Source organism: Exiguobacterium aurantiacum (assembly GCF_024362205.1).
GTDB classification, from domain to species: Bacteria; Bacillota; Bacilli; order Exiguobacteriales; family Exiguobacteriaceae; genus Exiguobacterium; species Exiguobacterium aurantiacum_B.
The window spans coordinates 1,873,640-1,892,045 of sequence record NZ_CP101462.1 but is presented as its reverse complement, the minus strand read 5'-3'; the positions used below and the strand labels follow the sequence as shown (position 1 = coordinate 1,892,045).

The following is an 18,406-nucleotide window of genomic DNA, read 5'->3' as shown; positions in this document are numbered from 1 at the left end:
CATGCCAAAACGACCAGATATTCAGAAAATCCTTGTAATCGGATCCGGCCCGATCGTCATCGGACAGGCGGCAGAATTTGACTATGCTGGTACTCAGGCGTGTCTTGCCTTGAAAGAAGAAGGATACGAGGTCATCCTCGTCAACTCGAACCCGGCCACGATCATGACCGACCCGACGACGGCGGACCGTGTCTATATCGAACCGCTCGAACCGGAGTTCGTCGAACGGATCATTCGTCAAGAACGTCCGGACGCGCTCCTCGCCACACTCGGCGGCCAGACCGGCCTCAACTTGGCGATGGAACTCGATCGCCGCGGCGTGCTTGAAGATTGCGGGGTCGAATTGCTCGGGACAAAATTATCGGCCATCGAACAAGCCGAGGACCGGGAACAGTTCCGCGACCTCATGTATAAGCTCGGCCACGGGGTCCCGGAAAGTGAGATTGTGCAGTCGCTCGAGTCGGCTTGGGGCTTTGCCGACCGGATCGGCTATCCGATTATCATCCGTCCGGCGTACACGCTCGGAGGAACCGGTGGCGGGATTGCCCATGACCGGAATGAATTCGAACAGTTCGTCGAATCAGGACTGAAAGCGAGTCCAGTGACACAAGTGTTGCTCGAGAAGTCGATTGCCGGCATGAAAGAAGTCGAGTATGAAGTGATGCGCGATTCGAGCGACCAAGCCATCATCGTCTGTGCGATGGAAAACTTTGATCCGGTCGGGGTCCATACGGGCGACTCGATCGTCTTCGCTCCGACGCAGACGTTGTCGGACCGCGACTATCAGATGCTCCGCAGCGTCTCACTCGATATCATCCGCGCCCTCGGCATCGAAGGGGGATGCAACATCCAGTTCGCCCTTGACCCGGACAGCTTCACGTACTACGTCATCGAGGTCAACCCACGTGTCTCCCGCAGTTCGGCGCTCGCCTCGAAAGCGACGGGATACCCGATCGCCAAGTTGGCTGCGAAAGTGGCGGTCGGCTACAAATTGTCAGAACTGAAAAACCCGGTGACGGAGACGAGTTACGCCTCGTTCGAACCGGCGCTCGACTATGTCGTCGCTAAAATCCCGCGCTTCGCCTTCGATAAGTTCGAGACGGCTGATCGTCGCCTCGGCACCCAGATGAAAGCGACCGGGGAAGTGATGGCGATCGGCCGTAATTTGGAAGAAGCACTCTTGAAGGCCGTCCGTTCGCTCGAACTCGGGACAGAAGACTTGGCCGTGCCACGCCTCGCGCAACTCAGCACCGCGGAGCTCGACCGCGAGCTGACGACACCGACGGATGAGCGGCTGTGGATGCTCTATGAGGCGCTCCGCCGCGGCTACTCGACGGAACAGTTGCATGAGCTGACAAAAATCGATCGTTTCTTCTTATCGAAACTCGCACGGATTTGGCAACAAGAAGAGACGCTTCAGCATGAGCCGCTTTCGAAAGAACGCCTCATCGAAACGAAGCGTCTCGGTTTCAGTGATAAGATGATCGCCCGCATCGTAAACGAGAATGTGGGGACGGTGACGTCACTTCGGAACGACTGGGGCATCCGTCCTGTGTACAAGATGGTCGACACGTGTGCGGCCGAGTTCGCCTCGGAGACACCATACTTTTACGGGACGTACGAAGTCGAGAACGAGGCCGTGAAGACGGACAAGCCGTCGATTCTCGTCCTCGGATCGGGCCCAATCCGCATCGGCCAAGGTGTCGAGTTCGACTACGCGACCGTCCACTCGATTCAGACGATTCGTGACGCAGGTTATGAAGCGATCATCATCAACAACAATCCGGAGACAGTGTCGACAGACTTCTCGATCTCGGACCGGCTCTACTTCGAACCGCTCACGACCGAGGACGTGCTCGAGGTCATCCGCAACGAACAGCCGCTCGGTGTCATCGTCCAGTTCGGCGGCCAGACGGCCATCAACTTGGCGGCCTCGCTCGAAGCGGAAGGGGTCCAGATTTTAGGGACGTCGCTTGAAGACATCGACCGCGCCGAAGACCGGAAAGCGTTCGAAGCGACGCTCTCGGCCGAACGGCTCGCCCAACCGCCAGGCAAGACGGCGGTCACGGTCGAAGAGGCCGTCGCCTGTGCCGACATGCTCGGCTATCCGGTACTTGTCCGCCCATCATACGTCCTCGGTGGCCGGGCGATGGAAATTGTCTATGAGCGCTTGGAGCTTGAGCGGTACATGCGCCACGCCGTCGTCGCCTCGAAAGATCGACCTGTTCTCATCGACCGATACTTGACGGGAATCGAGATCGAAGTCGACGCCATCTGTGACGGGACAGACGTTTACATCCCGGGTATCATGGAACATATTGAACGGGCCGGGGTCCACTCGGGCGACTCGATTGCGGTGTACCCGCCGCAGCGGTTGAGCGAAGCGTTAAAAGAGAAGGTCGTCGATTACACGATCAAACTCGCCAAGGCGTTCCGGATCAAAGGGTTGCTCAATATCCAGTTCGTCTACGCCGACGACCTATACGTCATCGAGGTCAACCCGCGGGCGAGCCGGACCGTCCCGTTCATCTCGAAAGTGACGGGCCTCCCGGTCGCACGCATCGCCACGCAGACGATTCTCGGGACGAGCCTGAAAGACCTCGGGCTTGGGACCGGCCTGCATCCTGAAGCGGATGCCATCTCGGTCAAAGTGCCGGTGTTCAGTTTCGCGAAACTGAAAGAAGTCGACCCATCACTTGGTCCGGAGATGAAATCGACCGGTGAAGTCATGGCGACAGACCGCACGCTCGAAAAAGCACTGTATAAAGGACTCGTCGCCGCCGGCATGACGATCGCCTTGAAAGGGAACGTGTTGTTGACGGTCGCCGACCAAGACAAGGACGAGGCGCTCGACATCGCCCGCCGCTTCAATCGACTCGGATTCCGCCTGATGGCCACGTCCGGTACGGCAACCGCCCTCTCGGCAGACGGCTTGCCGGTCCACCCGGTCGGGAAAATCAATGAGTCGGGAGAGACGATGCTGAGCGTCATCGAACGAGGAGAAGTCGACATCGTCTTGAACACGACGACGCGTGACGCCCTCGCGACAAAAGACGGGTTCATCATCCGTCGGGCCGCGGCCGAGCAAGGGGTGCTCTGCCTGACGTCGCTTGACACGGTCGAGGCGCTGCTTCGAGTCATCGAGAGCCTGTCGTTCCAAACGACGAGCTTGCCGGCGTTCACGACATTCGGGGTGACCGTATGAGACAACTCGCGACCATTATCTCGAACCGATTGATTGCGACAGCGACAATGGAGATGAAAGTCGAGATCGCACCGCAAGCCGTTGCGCCGGGCACATTCTTCCACGTGAAGACATCTGAACTGTTACGCCGGCCGCTCTCGGTCGCGAACGTCGAAGACAACGTCGTCACGTTCTTGTATAAAGTCATCGGCAGCGGGACGACAGACTTGGCCGCGCGTCGGACGGGGGACGTCTTGGACGTCCTCGGACCGCTCGGCAACGGCTTTCCGCTCGAACAGACGGGCAAGCGGGTCGTGCTCGTTGGTGGGGGCATCGGGGTGCCGCCGCTCTATTACACACGGCGTATGCTCGCCGCTCAAGGAATCGAGACGGTGGCGATTCTCGGGTTTGATACGAAGACGAGTATCTTTTATGAAGACGCGTTCCGTGAACTCGGAGAGACGATCATCACGACGGTCGACGGAACGTATGGGGAAATGGGATTTGTGACCGGACCGCTCGCGCGCATCGATGCCGATGTGTTGTTCAGCTGTGGACCGGAACCGATGCTGAAAGCAGTCGCCGCGTCACATATCGAAGAGCGCTATATCTCGATTGAGAATCGAATGGGGTGTGGCATCGGCGCTTGTTTCGCTTGCGTGTGCGAAGCGCCAGGCGGTTACGTCAAAGTGTGCAGTGACGGACCGGTATTTCGGGCAGAAGAGGTGACGCTATGAGACTACACGTCGATTTGCCAGGCTTACAGTTAAAAAATCCGATTATGCCGGCATCAGGTTGTTTCGGATTCGGGGAAGAGTTCGCCAAACTCTATGACTTATCGATGCTCGGCGGCATCATGATCAAGGCAGCGACGGGTGAGTCGCGGTTCGGGAACGGGACGACCCGTGTCGCCGAGACGGCGCAAGGGATGTTGAACGCGATCGGCCTCCAAAATCCGGGCGTCGACGCCATCATCAAAGACAAGCTTCCGTTCCTGTCGGGATTTGATACCGAGATCATCGCCAACGTGGCCGGCTCGACGCCAGAAGAGTATATCCACGTCGCCCGCCAGATGAGTGCCGACCCGACCATCAAAGCGCTCGAGCTGAACATTTCCTGTCCGAACGTGAAGTGCGGCGGCATGCAGTTCGGGACCGATCCCGACATGGCGGCCGAGTTGACCCGGCTTGTCAAAGCAGCGTCAACGAAACCGGTGTACGTCAAACTGTCACCAAACGTCACGTCGATTACGGCGATGGCCAAGGCGGTCGAAGCGGCCGGGGCCGATGGGATCACGATGATCAACACGCTCGTCGGAATGCGCATCGACGTCACGACCGGGCAACCGATTCTCGCCAATCGAATCGGGGGCTTGTCTGGGCCAGCCGTCAAACCGGTCGCGATCCGCATGGTGTATGAAGTCGCCCAGGCCGTCGATATCCCGATTATCGGGATGGGCGGCGTGCGGACGGTCGACGATGTATTAGAGTTTATCTACGCAGGTGCCTCAGCGGTCGCGGTCGGAACGGCCAATTTTGAGAACCCGTACGTCTGTCAAGACATCATCAACGCATTGCCGGGCCGACTCGACGAACTCGGCATCGACCACATTTTAGATATCAGGGGGAAAGCTTATGAACAGACTGTATCTCGCGCTTGATGTCGAAACGGGCGCCGACGCGTTCCGCTTGCTGGAACGAATCGATCAAAACCCGGCCGTCAAAGTCGGGATGGAGCTGTTCTATCGGGAAGGAGGACGCTTTATCGAGCAACTCGTCGACAGCGGCTACCCGGTGTTCTTAGACGTTAAAGTCCACGACATCCCGGAGACGGCCCGACGGACGCTCCGCCAAATCGGCCGCCTCGGCGTCGAGTTGACGAACGTCCATACACTCGGCGGTGAGACGATGATGCGTTATGCGTTAGATGGTTTACGTGACGTGACCGACGTGACGAAATTGATCGGGGTCACCCAGTTGACGTCGACCGATGAACGGATGCTCGCCGAAGAGCTACACATCGATGGGGGGCTCGAACAGGCCGTCCTCCGGCAAGCGACCATGGCCGACCGGGCCGGGCTCGACGGGGTCGTCGCATCCGTGCATGAGGCTAGCGCGATTCGTCAAACGCTCGGGGGCAAGTTCATGACCGTGACGCCGGGCATCCGGATGAACGAGACAGCGGACGATCAAGTGCGTGTCGCCACACCGAGAGCGGCGCGTGAGGCGGGCGTGTCGGCCATCGTCGTCGGCCGGCCGATCACCCGGGCCGAAGATCCGAACGCCGCATACGAATACTACTTACAAGAATGGAGTCGAACTTATGAGACAAATCGCTGAAGCTTTACTACAAATCGAGGCCGTGACCTTGTCACCGGAAAATCCATACACGTGGTCGAGCGGGATGAAGAGTCCGATTTATTGTGACAATCGCTTGACGCTCAGCTATCCTGACGTCCGCAATCTCATCATCGATGCGCTCGTCGAGGTGATCCGTCCGCTCGACGCTGACGTCATCGCCGGGACGGCAACAGCGGGTATCCCCCACGCGACGCTTGTCGCCGATCGGCTCGGATTGCCGCTCGTCTACGTCCGCTCGAGTGCGAAAGGACATGGAAAAGGGAATCGAATCGAAGGTCGGTTCGAGCCAGGCGCTCGTGTCGTCGTGATCGAAGACTTGTTGTCGACCGGCTCATCAAGCATCGAGGCCGCCAAGGCAATCCAGGAAGCGGGGGGGGAAGTCATCAAGATTCAAGCGATCTTCTCGTACAGTCTAAGCCGTCTCCACATCAATCTATTGGACTCTGGCTTCACTGCGCATGCCCTGATTACACTTATGGATGTGCTCGACGTCGCCGTCAAGAAGCGAATCATCAGTAAAGAAGAAGCTGCTTCCTTACGCGACTGGCGAAACGATCCGACAGGTTGGAGCGAACGTGTCTTATCTTCATAAGCTGCAACGAGAATCCACCTCCGGGCGGATTCTTTTTCTATTCAGTACATGGCATACTGAACATGTTAGAATAGGGAAAGCAGTCAACAAAGGAGATGTGTATGGCGTATTCTAGAATAAAGGGAAAATCCTTGAAATCTCGCTTTCAAGCCATCCCGAAACATCGTAAAATCGCGTTCGGACTCGTCCTCACCGTCTTGCCCCTCATCTTTTTCTTGAATTTATTCATATTCAGCCACGTGTTGGCACTCGGGGACACGTACGAGGACCGATACCAGATGAAGAGACTTCGGCTCGAGACGGCGCACGGCAACGTCGAATTTGTTCGGAGCACGAATGAAAAGGTTCAAATTGAAGTGTTGCAGACGAACTCGAAAGAGCGTCGCATCAAAGTCAAGTCGGTCGGTGACACAATCTCGGTCGTCGAGCGGTATGGCCAGCTGAGTCAATTTGGCAGCCGGGCGAGCGATGTGCCGTCCCGTTACAAGATTCGCGTCGCCTTGCCGAGCTCGATGACGTCAATCAATGTCGAGGCCGAGCAAGTGACGGGACAAGGACTGATCGCCAAGACGATCATCTTGGAGGCGAACGCAGTCAATGTAAAGAAACTCGAAAGTGATCGACTTCGTGTCGAGACGCGGAGTGATGCGACACTAGAGACCGTCCGTGTCGTCACGGGAGATATCCGATCCTATCGGAATGCGACCGTGGGTGACATCGTCGTCAATCAAAGCTTGACGGTTCAGACCGAGGCTGGGACGCTCGCTTACGAGCCGCGCAACGCGACCGGACAAGTGAACGTCACGACGACGGGCAATGTGACGGCGTCAGATCGGTTCAAGGAAATCGGGGGCGGCGTGTACCATCTGTCGAACTCGAACCGACCGAATATCGAACTCATTTCCGAGACAGGAAAGGTCGAACTGAAATGATCAACAAACGATACATCCCAAAAGTCGGGCTCCGGACATTGAAGACGGGGATTGCCGTCGCCATCACGATCGCCTTGTCGTGGTACGTGTTTGGCATCTATTCAGGCATGGGGGCAATCGCGGCCGTCGTCGCGATGCAACCGACCGTGAAACGGTCATCGAACATCGTCTTCAGCCGAATCTTCGGGACGATCGTCGGGCTCATGTGTGGTCTTTTGATCGTCTACGCGTTCGGGGTCAACCCGATCTCAATCGGACTCGCCGTCATCGTCGCGCTCACGCTCAACACGACATTCGATAAGACGCATATGTCGACGTACGCGGCGTTCGCAATCGTGCTCATGCTCGAGAACCCGACGACCGATTTCTTCCATTATGCGTGGACCCGTTCGCTGTTGACGGCCGTCGGTGTTTTCGTCTCACTCGGGGTCAACTATGCGTTCTTGCCGCCTCGTTATGAAGATCGGTTGCTTAGTGAAATTCGAAAGACATCGGCCTACATGTTCCATCATTGGCGCGAACTCGTCGGGTCCCCGTCGGAATTGCTCGAGACACGAGCCCGCATCCTCGGGCATCAGGAGCTGCACATGATGCTCCAAGAGGATATGAAAGTGACGAACGTGAAATTGAAGCATTTGACGATCAAGCAGTACCGGTTATTGATTCACCTTGAGGACAAGCTTGTCTTGTTGCTCGAGAGTCTCGCCGAACATCGCGAGGCACTATTATTGATGGGTGAGGAAGAACGCCGGGCGTTCGAATCCGAGTTTTTATATCTCCTCGCGCATCATCACGACATCCTCTACACGTGTGACAAGCCGTATTCGCTGTTCACATTGCCACACGAAGATTTATCCGTTTCTGAAATCTTACACGGGCACTTGCTCGACTATCATGAACAGCTCGAAGCGTTCAAACATAATCCGAAATAAACGAAGGCCCCGTCGCGATGACAGGGCCTTATTTCATGATTGGTTGATTGAGAACTCGTCCTTCCGGCGCCTTCGCTTTCCACAGGCAATCCCGGAGCCGCATCGCGACTGATGTCGCTGCTGGGTCTCCGTCGGATTGCTATCCTGTAGGAGTCTTCGGCGCCACGGACAAGCAATCTTTCATCTTTACGTATTAGAGGAAAATCAAAAAGATGCCCGGGTCGGCACCCGAACTCCTAGGGGAGAGCGATGCTAGGATGACCCCGTAAAGTGCGGTACGCACTGCGTAGGCATCCGCATCGCCCCAGGAACGGAGGGTGCCGGCCGAGGTTTTGCTACTTATTGCTGGAGTGATTTGACGAGCCGCTCATCCGGCGTGACGTACACCGTCTGCTGGTCCGTATAGATGACGAATCCAGGTTTGGCGCCGCTCGGCTTTTTCACGTAGCGTGCTTTCGTGTAATCGACCGGCACACCGCTCGAGGCACGGGCCTTCGAGAAGTAGGCCGCGACCGTCGCCGCTTCAAGCAGCGTCGTCTCGTCCGGCTCGCTCGAGCGGATGATGACGTGGGATCCGGGAATGTCTTTCACGTGAAGCCAAATCTCATCGCGACGGGCGAACTTGAACGTCAAGTAGTCATTTTGCGTATTGTTCTTGCCGACGAAAAATTCTGTCCCGGTCGACGACGTATACGCTTCGAGCGAAACTTTCTTCGTTTGTTTTTTCTTCTGACTCCGTTGTTTCATATAGCCGCCTTCAGCCAACTCTTCTCGAATTTCGACGATATCGGCCGGTGAGGCGACGTCGAGCTGGGCGACGAGTGTCTCTAAATACTCAATCTCGGCATCGTTCAATTCGATTTGTTTCTGCACTTCGACTTTGGCGACTTTCAACTTATTGTATTTCTTGTAGTACGCTTGCGCATTCTCGTTCGGCGTCTTGAGCTTGTTGAGCGGGATGTCGATCATGCCGCCTTCCTCGTCATAATAATCGACGACGTGGGCGACGGTCATGCCTTTCTCGAGTTGGAACAAATACGTCGTCAACAGCTCCCCGTATTTCTGGAGCTCGTCGGACCGTTCCGTTCCTTTCAAATCATCGAGCAGGCGCTTCCGTTTCAACAGGTTTTTCTCGAGCTCGGATTTGAGCAGACGCTCGACGTCATGCGCTTGTTGTTTGACGCGGTCCCGGTTCGCTTTCTCATAGAAGAAGCGGTCGAGCACTTCCTTGCTCGTCTCGTAGCGTTCTTCCGAAGCGATTTCGCCTGACGTGAGCACGATCGGACTGAAGCGTTCTTTGCCGGAAGTGAGCTGTTGGAAGACGTATGGGCCTTCGAGGTCGGCCATCACGCTGACGAACGCCTCTTCGATGCTAGCCCGGTTCGGAAGTTTGGCCCGGTGGACGATCTCTTGGGCGATTTGCGGGCTGAGCCCGGCGAAACTGGCCACGAGCTGCTTGTCGAGTTTTCCGGCGTTCCAATCGATGCGCTTCAAGCCAGCCTCGCGTTCTGTCAACGGGTCACACTTGTCTTGGGCCGGAGGCAACAAGTAGTCACTGCCCGGCATGATCGTCCGGTACGTGTTCTGTGACGGCGGCAGGTGCTTGATCGCATCCAAAATCTTGCCGTCCTCGTTCGTCAACACGACGTTCGAGTGACGTCCCATCAGTTCGATGTATACTTTCTTATTTTCTTCATCCCCGAGTTCGTTTCGCGAACGGATCGACAAGACGATGACACGGTCACGACCGACTTGTTCGACTGCCGTGATGAAGCCGCCTTCGATGTGCTTCCGGAGCATCATGCAAAACATCGGAGGTTCTTGCGGGTTCTTTGTCGGGTTATCCGTCAGTTGGAGCCGTGCGTACATCGCGTTCGCCGAAACGAGCAATTGGACGCTTTGGCGGTTCGAGCGGACTTGAATCATCAAGTCGAGGGAATACGGTTGGTGCACGCGATTGATGCGCCCCCCGACGAGAGCTTGTAATTCTGTTACAACACGATATGTCATTAATCCATCATATGCCACTAGTCTCATCACCTTTGTTCTTTTTCTGTCTCTACGTTATCAGATTCATGGAAAATATGGTACGATGAAGTAGGAAATCCGAACTTCTTCTTGCCGGAACAATTGATTGACTGCTATTATAATTAAATGTGATGTTAGAAGATGGAGGTCTTGCAGTGAATTTTAAAGAACGAGGATTATTAATCGTCTTGTCTGGACCGAGCGGCGTCGGAAAAGGTACAGTGTGCCGCGTGCTCCGTGAGGAAGAAGACAACAACCTTCAATATTCGGTCTCGGCGACGACCCGGAAACCGCGTGAAGGGGAAGTGGAAGGCGTACATTACTTCTTTAAGACGAGAGAACAATTTGAAGACATGATTGAGCACGATCAATTGCTCGAACACGCTGAATTTGTCGGCAACTATTATGGGACACCGGTCGAATGGGTTCGTGAGACACTCGAGAGCGGAAGAGACGTCATCCTTGAGATCGAAGTCCAAGGTGCGTTCCAAGTGAAAGAGCGTTTCCCGGAAGCGGTCTTTTTATTCTTGGCTCCGCCAAGCTTGCAAGAACTACGCAACCGCTTAGTCGGTCGAGGTACGGAATCGGAAGATGTGATCAAGCAACGCTTGCTCGTCGCCCGGGAAGAAATTGAATTGATGGATGCATACGATTACGTCGTTACGAATGATGAAGTGGACAAAGCGATCGACCGTATTAAAGCGATCGTGACGGCCGAGCATTGTAAACGTGAACGTGTCGCATCTCTCTATAAAAAAGCCATGATGGAGGTCATTTAATGTTATACCCTTCGATTGATGCCTTACAACGTATCATCCCGTCGAAATACACGATTGTAACGGTGGCCGCGAAGCGGGCCCGCCAAATTCAGGACGGAAAAGCAGCGAAAGTCGCCGTGCCAAAATCGTATAAGCCGGTCGGTCAAGCGCTAGAAGAAATATTCTCGGGTGACACGACAATCATCGTGAACGAAAAGAACAACGGATGAATTGTGACCCAAGTCGGATGCGACTTGGGTCTCATTGTCTATAAGGGGGAGAAATGTGAATGTTGAACGATCGGAATATCTTGCTTTGTGTGAGCGGTGGCATCGCGGCGTATAAGGCGTGCGCGCTCACGTCGAAACTCGTCCAGGCCGGTGCGAACGTGCGCGTGGCGATGACTGCTTCAGCCGAGGAGTTCGTCGGAAAAGCGACGTTTCAAGCGCTCAGCCGCAATCCGGTATACACCGACGTATTCGAGGAACACGACCCGACCAAAATCGCCCACATCGACGTCGTCGATACGAGTGATTTGATCGTCGTCGCACCCGCAACGGCCAACATGATCGCGAAACTCGCGGCCGGTATTGCCGATGACTTCATCACGACCTCGATTTTAGCCGCGAAGTGCCCCGTCATCGTCTCACCGGCGATGAACGTCAATATGCTCGAACATCCGGCCACACGCCGCAATATCGAAACGCTCAAAACGTTCGGCTATCAAATCATCGAACCGGGCGTCGGCAACCTCGCTTGTGGTTGGATCGGAGGAGGGCGTCTCCCGGAACCGGAAGACCTCGTCCGGATCATCGAGAGCCAGTTCGTCCCGAAACATCTGCTCGGGAAGCAAGTATTGATCACGGCGGGGCCGACGGTTGAACGCATCGACCCGGTACGGTTCCTATCGAACGACTCGTCGGGCAAGATGGGCGTCGCGCTCGCCGAGGCGGCCCGCGACATGGGAGCCTACGTCACGCTCGTCCACGGTCCGTTGCAAGTACCGGTACCGGACGGTGTAACTGCCATCGCCGTCGAATCCGGGTCAGATATGCTCGCGACGGTGCTCGCACGCTTCGATGACCAAGATCTCGTCATCAAATCGGCCGCTGTCGCCGATTATCGTCCGAAGACGGTCCACACCGAGAAACATAAAAAAGTACATGGGCCGTTGACGATCGAGCTTGAAGAGACGACCGATATTTTGAAAACACTCGGTGAGAAGAAGACGCATCAGCTCCTCGTCGGCTTTGCGGCCGAGACGGAGAACCTCGAGCAACACGCGCGCGATAAAATCGCCCGCAAGCGGGTCGATTACCTCGTCGCCAACGATGTGTCGCAGCCGGATATCGGCTTCCGCTCTGACGACAACGAGGTCATGTTGTTCCGCGCGGACGGGGCCCATGTCCGCTTGCCTCGTCAAAGCAAACGCGAGCTCGCTGTCGAGTTGCTCACCCACTTTAAGGAAGATTTACGATGATCGCCCACGTCCACGTCGACGCCCCGGTCATCACGATCGATCGGCCGTTCGATTATGAAGTGCCGCCCCAGTTCGAGACATTGATCGAACCGGGCATGCGCGTCTCGGTCCCGTTCGGCTCACGCCGCCTGCTCGGAATCGTGACCGGTGTGTCGGAAGGGACACGGGAAGGCTTGAAACCGCTCGAAGCGTTATTGGATGAAGAGTCTTCACTCACGGATGAACTGCTCGACTTATCGACCCACGTGAAAGAGACGACGCTCTGTTTCCGGTCGTCGGCGCTTCTAGCGATGCTGCCGGCGGCGCTGAAAGTGAGCTACGACAAAGAAATCAAAGGCGAGACGCTCCCAGACGGCGTTCGGGCCGGCACCCATCTTTCCGAGTATCCGAAAGAGACGCAGTCCATCATCTTGGCGCTCGCCAAAAAAGGGGACATCTTGCTCGCGCCGGTATTAAAAGAAAAACGGACGGTCAAGACGGACCTCGTCATTGAACTCATCGATGCGACGCTCATCCCGGCCCGGGCAAAGAAACAACAAGAAGCGATTCAGTTGCTGCAGGACGTACCGCGCATGTATTGGTCATCGTTACGTCAAATCGGGTTATCGCGCGCGCAACTGCAAAAAATGGAGTCGCTCGGTGCCGTCAACGTGACCGAGGTAGAACTGAACCGCGACCCGTATGCGACGATTGAACAGGTCGTCGAGACGGTCGAATTGAATGACAGTCAAGCGACGGCTGTCCATGCCATCCGCGACGCCGAAGCCGGGGAGACGTTACTCTTGCACGGTGTCACCGGCAGCGGGAAGACCGAGGTCTACCTCGAAGCGATCGGTCAAGTCGTCGATGATGGCAAACAGGCAATCTTGCTCGTGCCGGAAATCTCGCTCACGCCGATGATGGTCAAACGGTTCAAACGCCGTTTCGGCGACCGGGTCGCCGTGCTCCATAGCGCTCTATCGCAAGGCGAAAAGTACGACGAATGGCGGAAAATCAAACGACGAGAAGTCGATGTCGTCGTCGGGGCCCGCTCGGCCATCTTCGCACCGCTCGAAAACATCGGCTTGCTCATCTTAGATGAAGAGCATGAGACGACGTACAAGCAAGAAGAGAACCCGCGCTATCATGCGCGCGACGTCGCGATTTGGCGGGCGCATTACCATGAGTGTCCGGTCGTGCTCGGAAGTGCGACCCCGTCGCTCGAGTCTTACGCCCGCGCCCAAAAAGGTGTCTACCGCTACCTGCAATTGAGTGAACGGTACGGGGGCGAGATGCCGCCCGTCCATATTATCGACATGCGGCGCGAGCTCGCCAAAGGCAACACGACGATGTTCTCGGAAGATTTATTCGTCGCCATCAACGACCGCATCGCCAAAAAAGAACAGTGCGTCATCTTGCTCAACCGTCGCGGCTTCACGACGTTCGTCATGTGCCGTGATTGCGGGGAAGGGCTCACCTGCCCGCACTGTGCCGTCAACTTGACGTACCATCAACACGGCGACCGGCTCAAATGCCACTACTGCGGCTATGAGATTGGGATGCCGTCGAAGTGTCCGACGTGTGACAGTAAGAAAATCAAACAGTTCGGCACCGGCACGCAAAAAATCGAGACCGAGCTGTTGAACCGGATCCCAGAGGCGCGCATCATCCGGATGGACCAAGACACGACGTCTAGGAAAGGCTCGCACGAACAACTGTTGAAACGCTTCGAAGATGGGGAAGCCGACATTTTGCTCGGTACGCAGATGATTGCCAAAGGGCTCGATTTCCCGAACGTGACGCTCGTCGGCGTGCTCGCAGCGGATGCGACGCTCGGCATGCCCGATTTCCGGGCGACCGAGCGCACGTTCCAGCTCGTGACCCAAGTCGCCGGACGGGCCGGACGGGGCAGCTTACCGGGAGAGGCGTACGTCCAGACGTACAACCCGGACCATTACGTCATCGAGACGGCAAGCGAACACGACTATGAGTCGTTCTTCGCCCGTGAAATGCAGTTGCGCCAAGTCGGCAACCATCCGCCGTATTGGTACGTCACGCTCGTCACGTTCGCAGCAGAGAGCCCGCTCGTCGCCCAAGCCGAGGCCGAGCTGTTCGCCTCTGATTTCGTCGAGGCGCATGTGGCGCAGTCGCGGCTGAACGGCCCGATGCCGGCGCCGCTGTCGAAACTAAAGAACTTGTACCGCTATCAGTTGTTCATCAAGACGAAACACCCTGAAGCGCTATATCCGGTCCTCGCCGCGTTGCAACAGGCGCGAGCAAAGGCAATCAGCAAAAAAGAATATCAATTGAGTATCGACGTAAACCCATACGTATTCATGTGAGGTGGAACCAGATGTATAAAGTAGTAGAGATCCCTAATGAGATTTTACGGGTCACGTGTGATCCGGTGACGAAGTTTGATAAAAAGTTGCGCCAGACGGTCGATCGACTGTTCGACACGATGTACGAATATGACGGCGTCGGCGTGGCCGCCCCACAGGTCAACTTGAACCAACGGCTCGCCGTCGTCCATACCGATGACGAGACCGGTCCGCTCATCTTGATCAATCCAGAAATCATCGAGACGTCGGGAAGCGAGGTCGGCCTAGAAGGGTGCTTAAGCATCCCGGGAGAGTTCGGTTTCGTCGAACGGCATGAGACGATCGTCGTCAAGACGCAAGACATGAAAGGCCGCTACCAACAAGTGAAAGCGAGCGGTTTCTTCGCCCGGGCGATTCAACATGAGATCGATCATCTCGACGGGGTGTTGTTCACGGACAAACTCGCCGTGCCAGAAAAAGGGACGGATCAACGGATCGTCTTTATGGGCACACCGACGTTTGCCGTATCCGTACTTGAGCGCTTGCTCGAAGAAGGATACAATGTCGTAGGTGTCGTCTCACAACCGGACAAGCCGGTCGGACGAAAACGCGAACTGAAACCGACGCCGGTGAAAGAGTGTGCCCTGCGCCACGATATCCCGGTGTTACAGCCTGAAAAGGTGCGCACCGATTACGCCGACATCTTGGCACTCGAGCCGGACTTGATCGTGACGGCGGCGTACGGACAAATCGTCCCGACCGAACTGTTAGAAGCACCGAAGCATGGCGCCATCAACGTCCATGCCTCGCTCTTGCCGAAACATCGGGGCGGTGCCCCGATCCATCAAGCCATCCTCGACGGGGACAAGGAGACGGGCGTCACGATCATGTACATGGTCGATAAACTCGATGCCGGCGATATGATTGCCAACACGGTCGTCCCGATTGAAGAATTGGACACGGTCGGCACGTTGTTCGACAAGCTCGCGGTCGCAGGATCGGACTTGTTGCTCAAGACGCTTCCTGCCTTCCTTGCTGGTTGGATTGAAGCCGTGCCTCAAGACGAGCGTGACGTAACGTTCGCACCGAACATCAGCCGCGAGCGGGAACAGATTGACTGGACCCGTTCCGGCGCAGACATTTATAACCATATCAGAGGGATGAATCCGTTCCCAACGGCGTATACGACGATTGCGGGCGAACGGGTCAAACTGTTCTTCGGATCGAAAACGACAGGAACGGGTGAACCGGGAACGATTGTACGACTTGAAGAAGATGGGTTTGTCGTCGCAACAGGCGACGCGGTCGCCATTAAAGTGGTCGATTTGCAACCATCTGGTAAAAAACGAATGGATGGGGCCACGTTTATGCGTGGGGCCGGCCAAAAGTTACAAGTCGGCGATCGACTAGGAGGATAATATGAACGTACGAGTAGCAGCGCTTGATACGCTAATCAAAATCGAACAAGGCGGCGCCTATTCGACGATTGCGGTCAACGATTTATTGAAACAGAAGAAATTGGCGACGAAAGACGTCGGCCTTTACACGGAGCTCGTCTACGGGACGCTCGGCCGGAAACGGACGCTCGATTATATTTTAGAGAAGCGGGTCCAAAACCCTAAAAAATTGGATCGTTTCGTCTTACCGCTCTTACGGATGAGCGTCTATCAACTGTTTTATCTCGACAAGATCCCGGATCGGGCCGTGTTGCACGAAGCGGTCGAGATCGCGAAAAAACGGGGCCACTCGGGCACTGGCAAGTTCGTCAACGGTGTTTTGCGCAACGTCATCCGGGACGGGTTCCCGGATTTGAGCACGTTGCCGGACGCCGAACGGATTGCCATCGAACATAGCCATCCCGATTGGCTCGTCGCTGAATGGGTGGAGACGTACGGCGTCGAAGCGACCGAAGCGATGTGTAAACTGAACAATGAGCCGGCGCCGGTCACGGTGCGGGTCAACCGCCAGCGCGTCACCGTTGAGGAGATGATTGAACGGCTTGCCGAAGTCGATGTCGTCGCGTCGCGGTCACAGCTGTCGGCGGACGGTCTCGTCATCGAATCCGGAAACGTGCACTCGACGGCGTTCATCGATATGGGCTTGTTGTCGATTCAAGACGAGAGCTCAATGATTGTCGCCGATGCGCTTCAAGCCGGGAAGGCGGAACGCGTGCTCGACGCGTGTGCCGCACCAGGTGGAAAAGCGATGCATACGGCCGAACGCATGGACGGTGGAACGCTCGTCGCCCTCGACTTGCATCCGCATAAAGCGAAGTTGATTGAACGTCAAGCGAAGCGTCTGCATATCGATGGAGTGACCGCACTTGCCCTCGATGCCCGCCAGGCCGGGGACCAATTCGAACCGGAAAGCTTCGATCGAATCTTACTCGATGTCCCATGCTCGGGACTCGGTGTCATCCGTCGCAAGCCCGACATCAAATGGACGAAGGACAAATCTGCCCTTGCCGGACTCCCGAAAGTCCAACGTGAAATCATCGACGCTGTCTTGCCACTCCTCAAACGAGGTGGTACGCTAGTGTACTCGACATGTACAATCGACCCGACTGAGAATGAACAGCAGGCCGATTACATTTTGTCGAACGGATTGACGTGGGATGAGACACTCCAAGACCGTCTTCCCCAAGTATTGCGGCCGATGATGTCATCGGACCGCGCTGAACTCAAATTACTCCCGACGTCGTTCGGGACGGACGGTTTCTATATCGCCGCATTCAAGAAAGAGGTATAAACATGAATCCAAAAGCAGTTGAAAAAAATCCATTAGTCGGTGCCAAGCCGTCCCTCTATTCCCTCACGTACTCGGAGCTCGAACAATGGCTCATCGAGGCAGGAGAAAAATCGTTCCGCGCGAAACAGTTATATGACTGGATGTACGTCAAGCGTGTGACATCGTTCGACGATATGACGAACGTCTCGAAACCACTCCGCGAGAAATTAGACGCGGCGTTCCAATTGACGACGTTGAAAGAACTCGTCCGTCAAGAATCAAAGGACGGAACGATCAAGTTCTTGTTCGAGCTCCAAGACGGCTACTCGATCGAGACGGTGCTCATGCGCCATGAGTACGGTAACTCGGTCTGTGTCACGACACAAGTCGGCTGCCGCATCGGTTGCACGTTCTGTGCTTCGACGCTCGGCGGTTTGAAGCGTAACTTAGAAGCCGGTGAAATCACGGCCCAAGTCCTCGACGTGCAACGCGCGCTCGACGCGAGCGGCGAACGTGTCGACTCGGTCGTCGTCATGGGTATCGGCGAGCCGTTCGACAACTATGACGAATTGATGCGTTTCTTGCGCACGGTCAACCACGACGACGGCTTGAACATTGGTTCACGCCACATCACCGTGTCAACGAGCGGGATCGTACCGAAAATCTACAAGTTCGCCGATGAAGGGATGCGCATCAACTTCGCCATCTCGCTTCACGCACCGACGACAGAGATTCGGACACGTCTCATGCCAATCAACCGTGCCTACAACTTGGACAAGTTGATGGAAGCCGTCAACTACTATACAGAGAAGAGCGGTCGCCGCATCACGTTCGAATACGGTTTATTCGGCGGGGTCAACGACACGGAAGAACACGCGCATCAACTCGCTGACTTGTTGAAAGGCGTCAAATGCCACGTCAACTTGATTCCAGTCAACCACGTGCTCGAGCGCGACTACGTCCGCACACCACGTAAACAAATTTTTGCCTTTGAAAAAGTGCTCAAAGATCGAAAAGTGAACGTGACGATTCGTCGCGAACAAGGTTCGGATATCGATGCGGCTTGTGGGCAGCTTCGAGCGAAGGAGCGCGAACAAGAAACGAGGTAATCAG

The 18,406-nt window shown here is 55.9% G+C and carries 15 protein-coding genes and 1 pseudogene; 15 read left to right on the top strand and 1 reads right to left on the bottom strand.

Annotation, left to right across the window (positions count from 1 at the left end; genetic code table 11):
* Position 1: 1 nt before the first annotated feature.
* The 7 genes from carB (at position 2) to NMQ00_RS09785 (ending at position 8,000) form a co-directional block, all read left to right on the top strand.
* Positions 2-3,205 (top strand): carbamoyl-phosphate synthase large subunit, encoded by a 3,204-nt coding sequence (gene carB / locus NMQ00_RS09815; RefSeq protein ID WP_255176550.1) that lies wholly within the window; start codon positions 2-4, stop codon positions 3,203-3,205.
* Positions 3,202-3,921, top strand: coding sequence for a dihydroorotate dehydrogenase electron transfer subunit (locus tag NMQ00_RS09810; RefSeq protein WP_255176549.1), 720 nt, complete (start codon positions 3,202-3,204; stop codon positions 3,919-3,921). Before carB ends, NMQ00_RS09810 begins: the two co-directional genes overlap by 4 nt.
* Entirely contained in the window at positions 3,918-4,844 is a 927-nt protein-coding gene (locus NMQ00_RS09805; protein ID WP_255176548.1) for a dihydroorotate dehydrogenase, read from the top strand. Before NMQ00_RS09810 ends, NMQ00_RS09805 begins: the two co-directional genes overlap by 4 nt.
* On the top strand, positions 4,819-5,523 hold the full coding sequence (pyrF, locus tag NMQ00_RS09800; RefSeq protein ID WP_255176547.1) for an orotidine-5'-phosphate decarboxylase: 705 nt from the start codon (positions 4,819-4,821) through the stop codon (positions 5,521-5,523). The genes NMQ00_RS09805 and pyrF overlap by 26 nt, the downstream gene beginning before the upstream one ends.
* Entirely contained in the window at positions 5,507-6,136 is a 630-nt protein-coding gene (pyrE, locus tag NMQ00_RS09795) for an orotate phosphoribosyltransferase (RefSeq protein WP_255176546.1), read from the top strand. Before pyrF ends, pyrE begins: the two co-directional genes overlap by 17 nt.
* A gap of 131 nt (positions 6,137-6,267) precedes the next feature.
* A complete protein-coding gene (locus NMQ00_RS09790; protein WP_255176545.1) occupies positions 6,268-7,068 on the top strand; it encodes a hypothetical protein in 801 nt (266 codons plus the stop codon).
* Positions 7,065-8,000, top strand: coding sequence for an FUSC family protein (locus tag NMQ00_RS09785; RefSeq protein ID WP_131433836.1), 936 nt, complete (start codon positions 7,065-7,067; stop codon positions 7,998-8,000). The genes NMQ00_RS09790 and NMQ00_RS09785 overlap by 4 nt, the downstream gene beginning before the upstream one ends.
* Before the next feature lie 339 nt (positions 8,001-8,339).
* On the opposite strand, the gene NMQ00_RS09780 is transcribed toward NMQ00_RS09785, so the two are convergent.
* On the bottom strand, positions 8,340-10,028 hold the full coding sequence (locus NMQ00_RS09780) for an Rqc2 family fibronectin-binding protein (RefSeq protein WP_255178707.1): 1,689 nt from the start codon (positions 10,026-10,028) through the stop codon (positions 8,340-8,342).
* Positions 10,029-10,159: 131 nt separating this feature from the next.
* Here NMQ00_RS09780 and gmk point away from each other — a divergent pair, with 131 nt between their 5' ends.
* From gmk to rlmN, 8 genes and pseudogenes are all read left to right on the top strand, one after another.
* Positions 10,160-10,807 (top strand): guanylate kinase, encoded by a 648-nt coding sequence (gmk, locus tag NMQ00_RS09775; RefSeq protein ID WP_052090097.1) that lies wholly within the window; start codon positions 10,160-10,162, stop codon positions 10,805-10,807.
* Positions 10,807-11,016, top strand: a complete 210-nt coding sequence (gene rpoZ, locus NMQ00_RS09770; RefSeq protein WP_255176544.1) for a DNA-directed RNA polymerase subunit omega — start codon at positions 10,807-10,809, stop codon at positions 11,014-11,016. The genes gmk and rpoZ overlap by 1 nt, the downstream gene beginning before the upstream one ends.
* 59 nt (positions 11,017-11,075) lie before the next feature.
* Positions 11,076-12,266, top strand: coding sequence for a bifunctional phosphopantothenoylcysteine decarboxylase/phosphopantothenate--cysteine ligase CoaBC (gene coaBC, locus NMQ00_RS09765; RefSeq protein WP_255176543.1), 1,191 nt, complete (start codon positions 11,076-11,078; stop codon positions 12,264-12,266).
* Positions 12,263-14,587 carry a primosomal protein N' gene (gene priA / locus NMQ00_RS09760; protein WP_255176542.1) on the top strand — a complete coding sequence of 775 codons (2,325 nt, stop codon included), beginning with the start codon at positions 12,263-12,265 and terminating at the stop codon, positions 14,585-14,587. Before coaBC ends, priA begins: the two co-directional genes overlap by 4 nt.
* 11 nt (positions 14,588-14,598) lie before the next feature.
* Positions 14,599-15,030: pseudogene (gene def / locus NMQ00_RS16385) on the top strand (peptide deformylase); the annotation flags it as partial.
* A 39-nt stretch (positions 15,031-15,069) separates the two neighbouring features.
* Positions 15,070-15,984, top strand: a complete 915-nt coding sequence (gene fmt / locus NMQ00_RS09755; protein WP_369696461.1) for a methionyl-tRNA formyltransferase — start codon at positions 15,070-15,072, stop codon at positions 15,982-15,984.
* A 1-nt stretch (position 15,985) separates the two neighbouring features.
* A complete protein-coding gene (gene rsmB, locus NMQ00_RS09750) occupies positions 15,986-17,314 on the top strand; it encodes a 16S rRNA (cytosine(967)-C(5))-methyltransferase RsmB (RefSeq protein WP_255176540.1) in 1,329 nt (442 codons plus the stop codon).
* A 2-nt stretch (positions 17,315-17,316) separates the two neighbouring features.
* Complete coding sequence (gene rlmN, locus NMQ00_RS09745; protein ID WP_255176539.1) at positions 17,317-18,402, top strand: dual-specificity RNA methyltransferase RlmN; 1,086 nt, start codon at positions 17,317-17,319, stop codon at positions 18,400-18,402.
* The last annotated feature ends 4 nt before the right edge of the window (positions 18,403-18,406 follow it).

Coding starts and splice junctions, on each gene's coding strand:
- gmk (WP_052090097.1), top strand. CDS start 10,160: ATGTTAGAAGATGGAGGTCTTGCAGTGAATTTTAAAGAACGAGGATTA.
- NMQ00_RS09805 (WP_255176548.1), top strand. CDS start 3,918: ATGAGACTACACGTCGATTTGCCAGGCTTACAGTTAAAAAATCCGATT.
- NMQ00_RS09785 (WP_131433836.1), top strand. CDS start 7,065: ATGATCAACAAACGATACATCCCAAAAGTCGGGCTCCGGACATTGAAG.
- coaBC (WP_255176543.1), top strand. CDS start 11,076: ATGTTGAACGATCGGAATATCTTGCTTTGTGTGAGCGGTGGCATCGCG.
- priA (WP_255176542.1), top strand. CDS start 12,263: ATGATCGCCCACGTCCACGTCGACGCCCCGGTCATCACGATCGATCGG.
- pyrF (WP_255176547.1), top strand. CDS start 4,819: ATGAACAGACTGTATCTCGCGCTTGATGTCGAAACGGGCGCCGACGCG.
- rlmN (WP_255176539.1), top strand. CDS start 17,317: ATGAATCCAAAAGCAGTTGAAAAAAATCCATTAGTCGGTGCCAAGCCG.
- fmt (WP_369696461.1), top strand. CDS start 15,070: ATGGGCACACCGACGTTTGCCGTATCCGTACTTGAGCGCTTGCTCGAA.
- rpoZ (WP_255176544.1), top strand. CDS start 10,807: ATGTTATACCCTTCGATTGATGCCTTACAACGTATCATCCCGTCGAAA.
- pyrE (WP_255176546.1), top strand. CDS start 5,507: ATGAGACAAATCGCTGAAGCTTTACTACAAATCGAGGCCGTGACCTTG.
- rsmB (WP_255176540.1), top strand. CDS start 15,986: ATGAACGTACGAGTAGCAGCGCTTGATACGCTAATCAAAATCGAACAA.
- NMQ00_RS09810 (WP_255176549.1), top strand. CDS start 3,202: ATGAGACAACTCGCGACCATTATCTCGAACCGATTGATTGCGACAGCG.
- carB (WP_255176550.1), top strand. CDS start 2: ATGCCAAAACGACCAGATATTCAGAAAATCCTTGTAATCGGATCCGGC.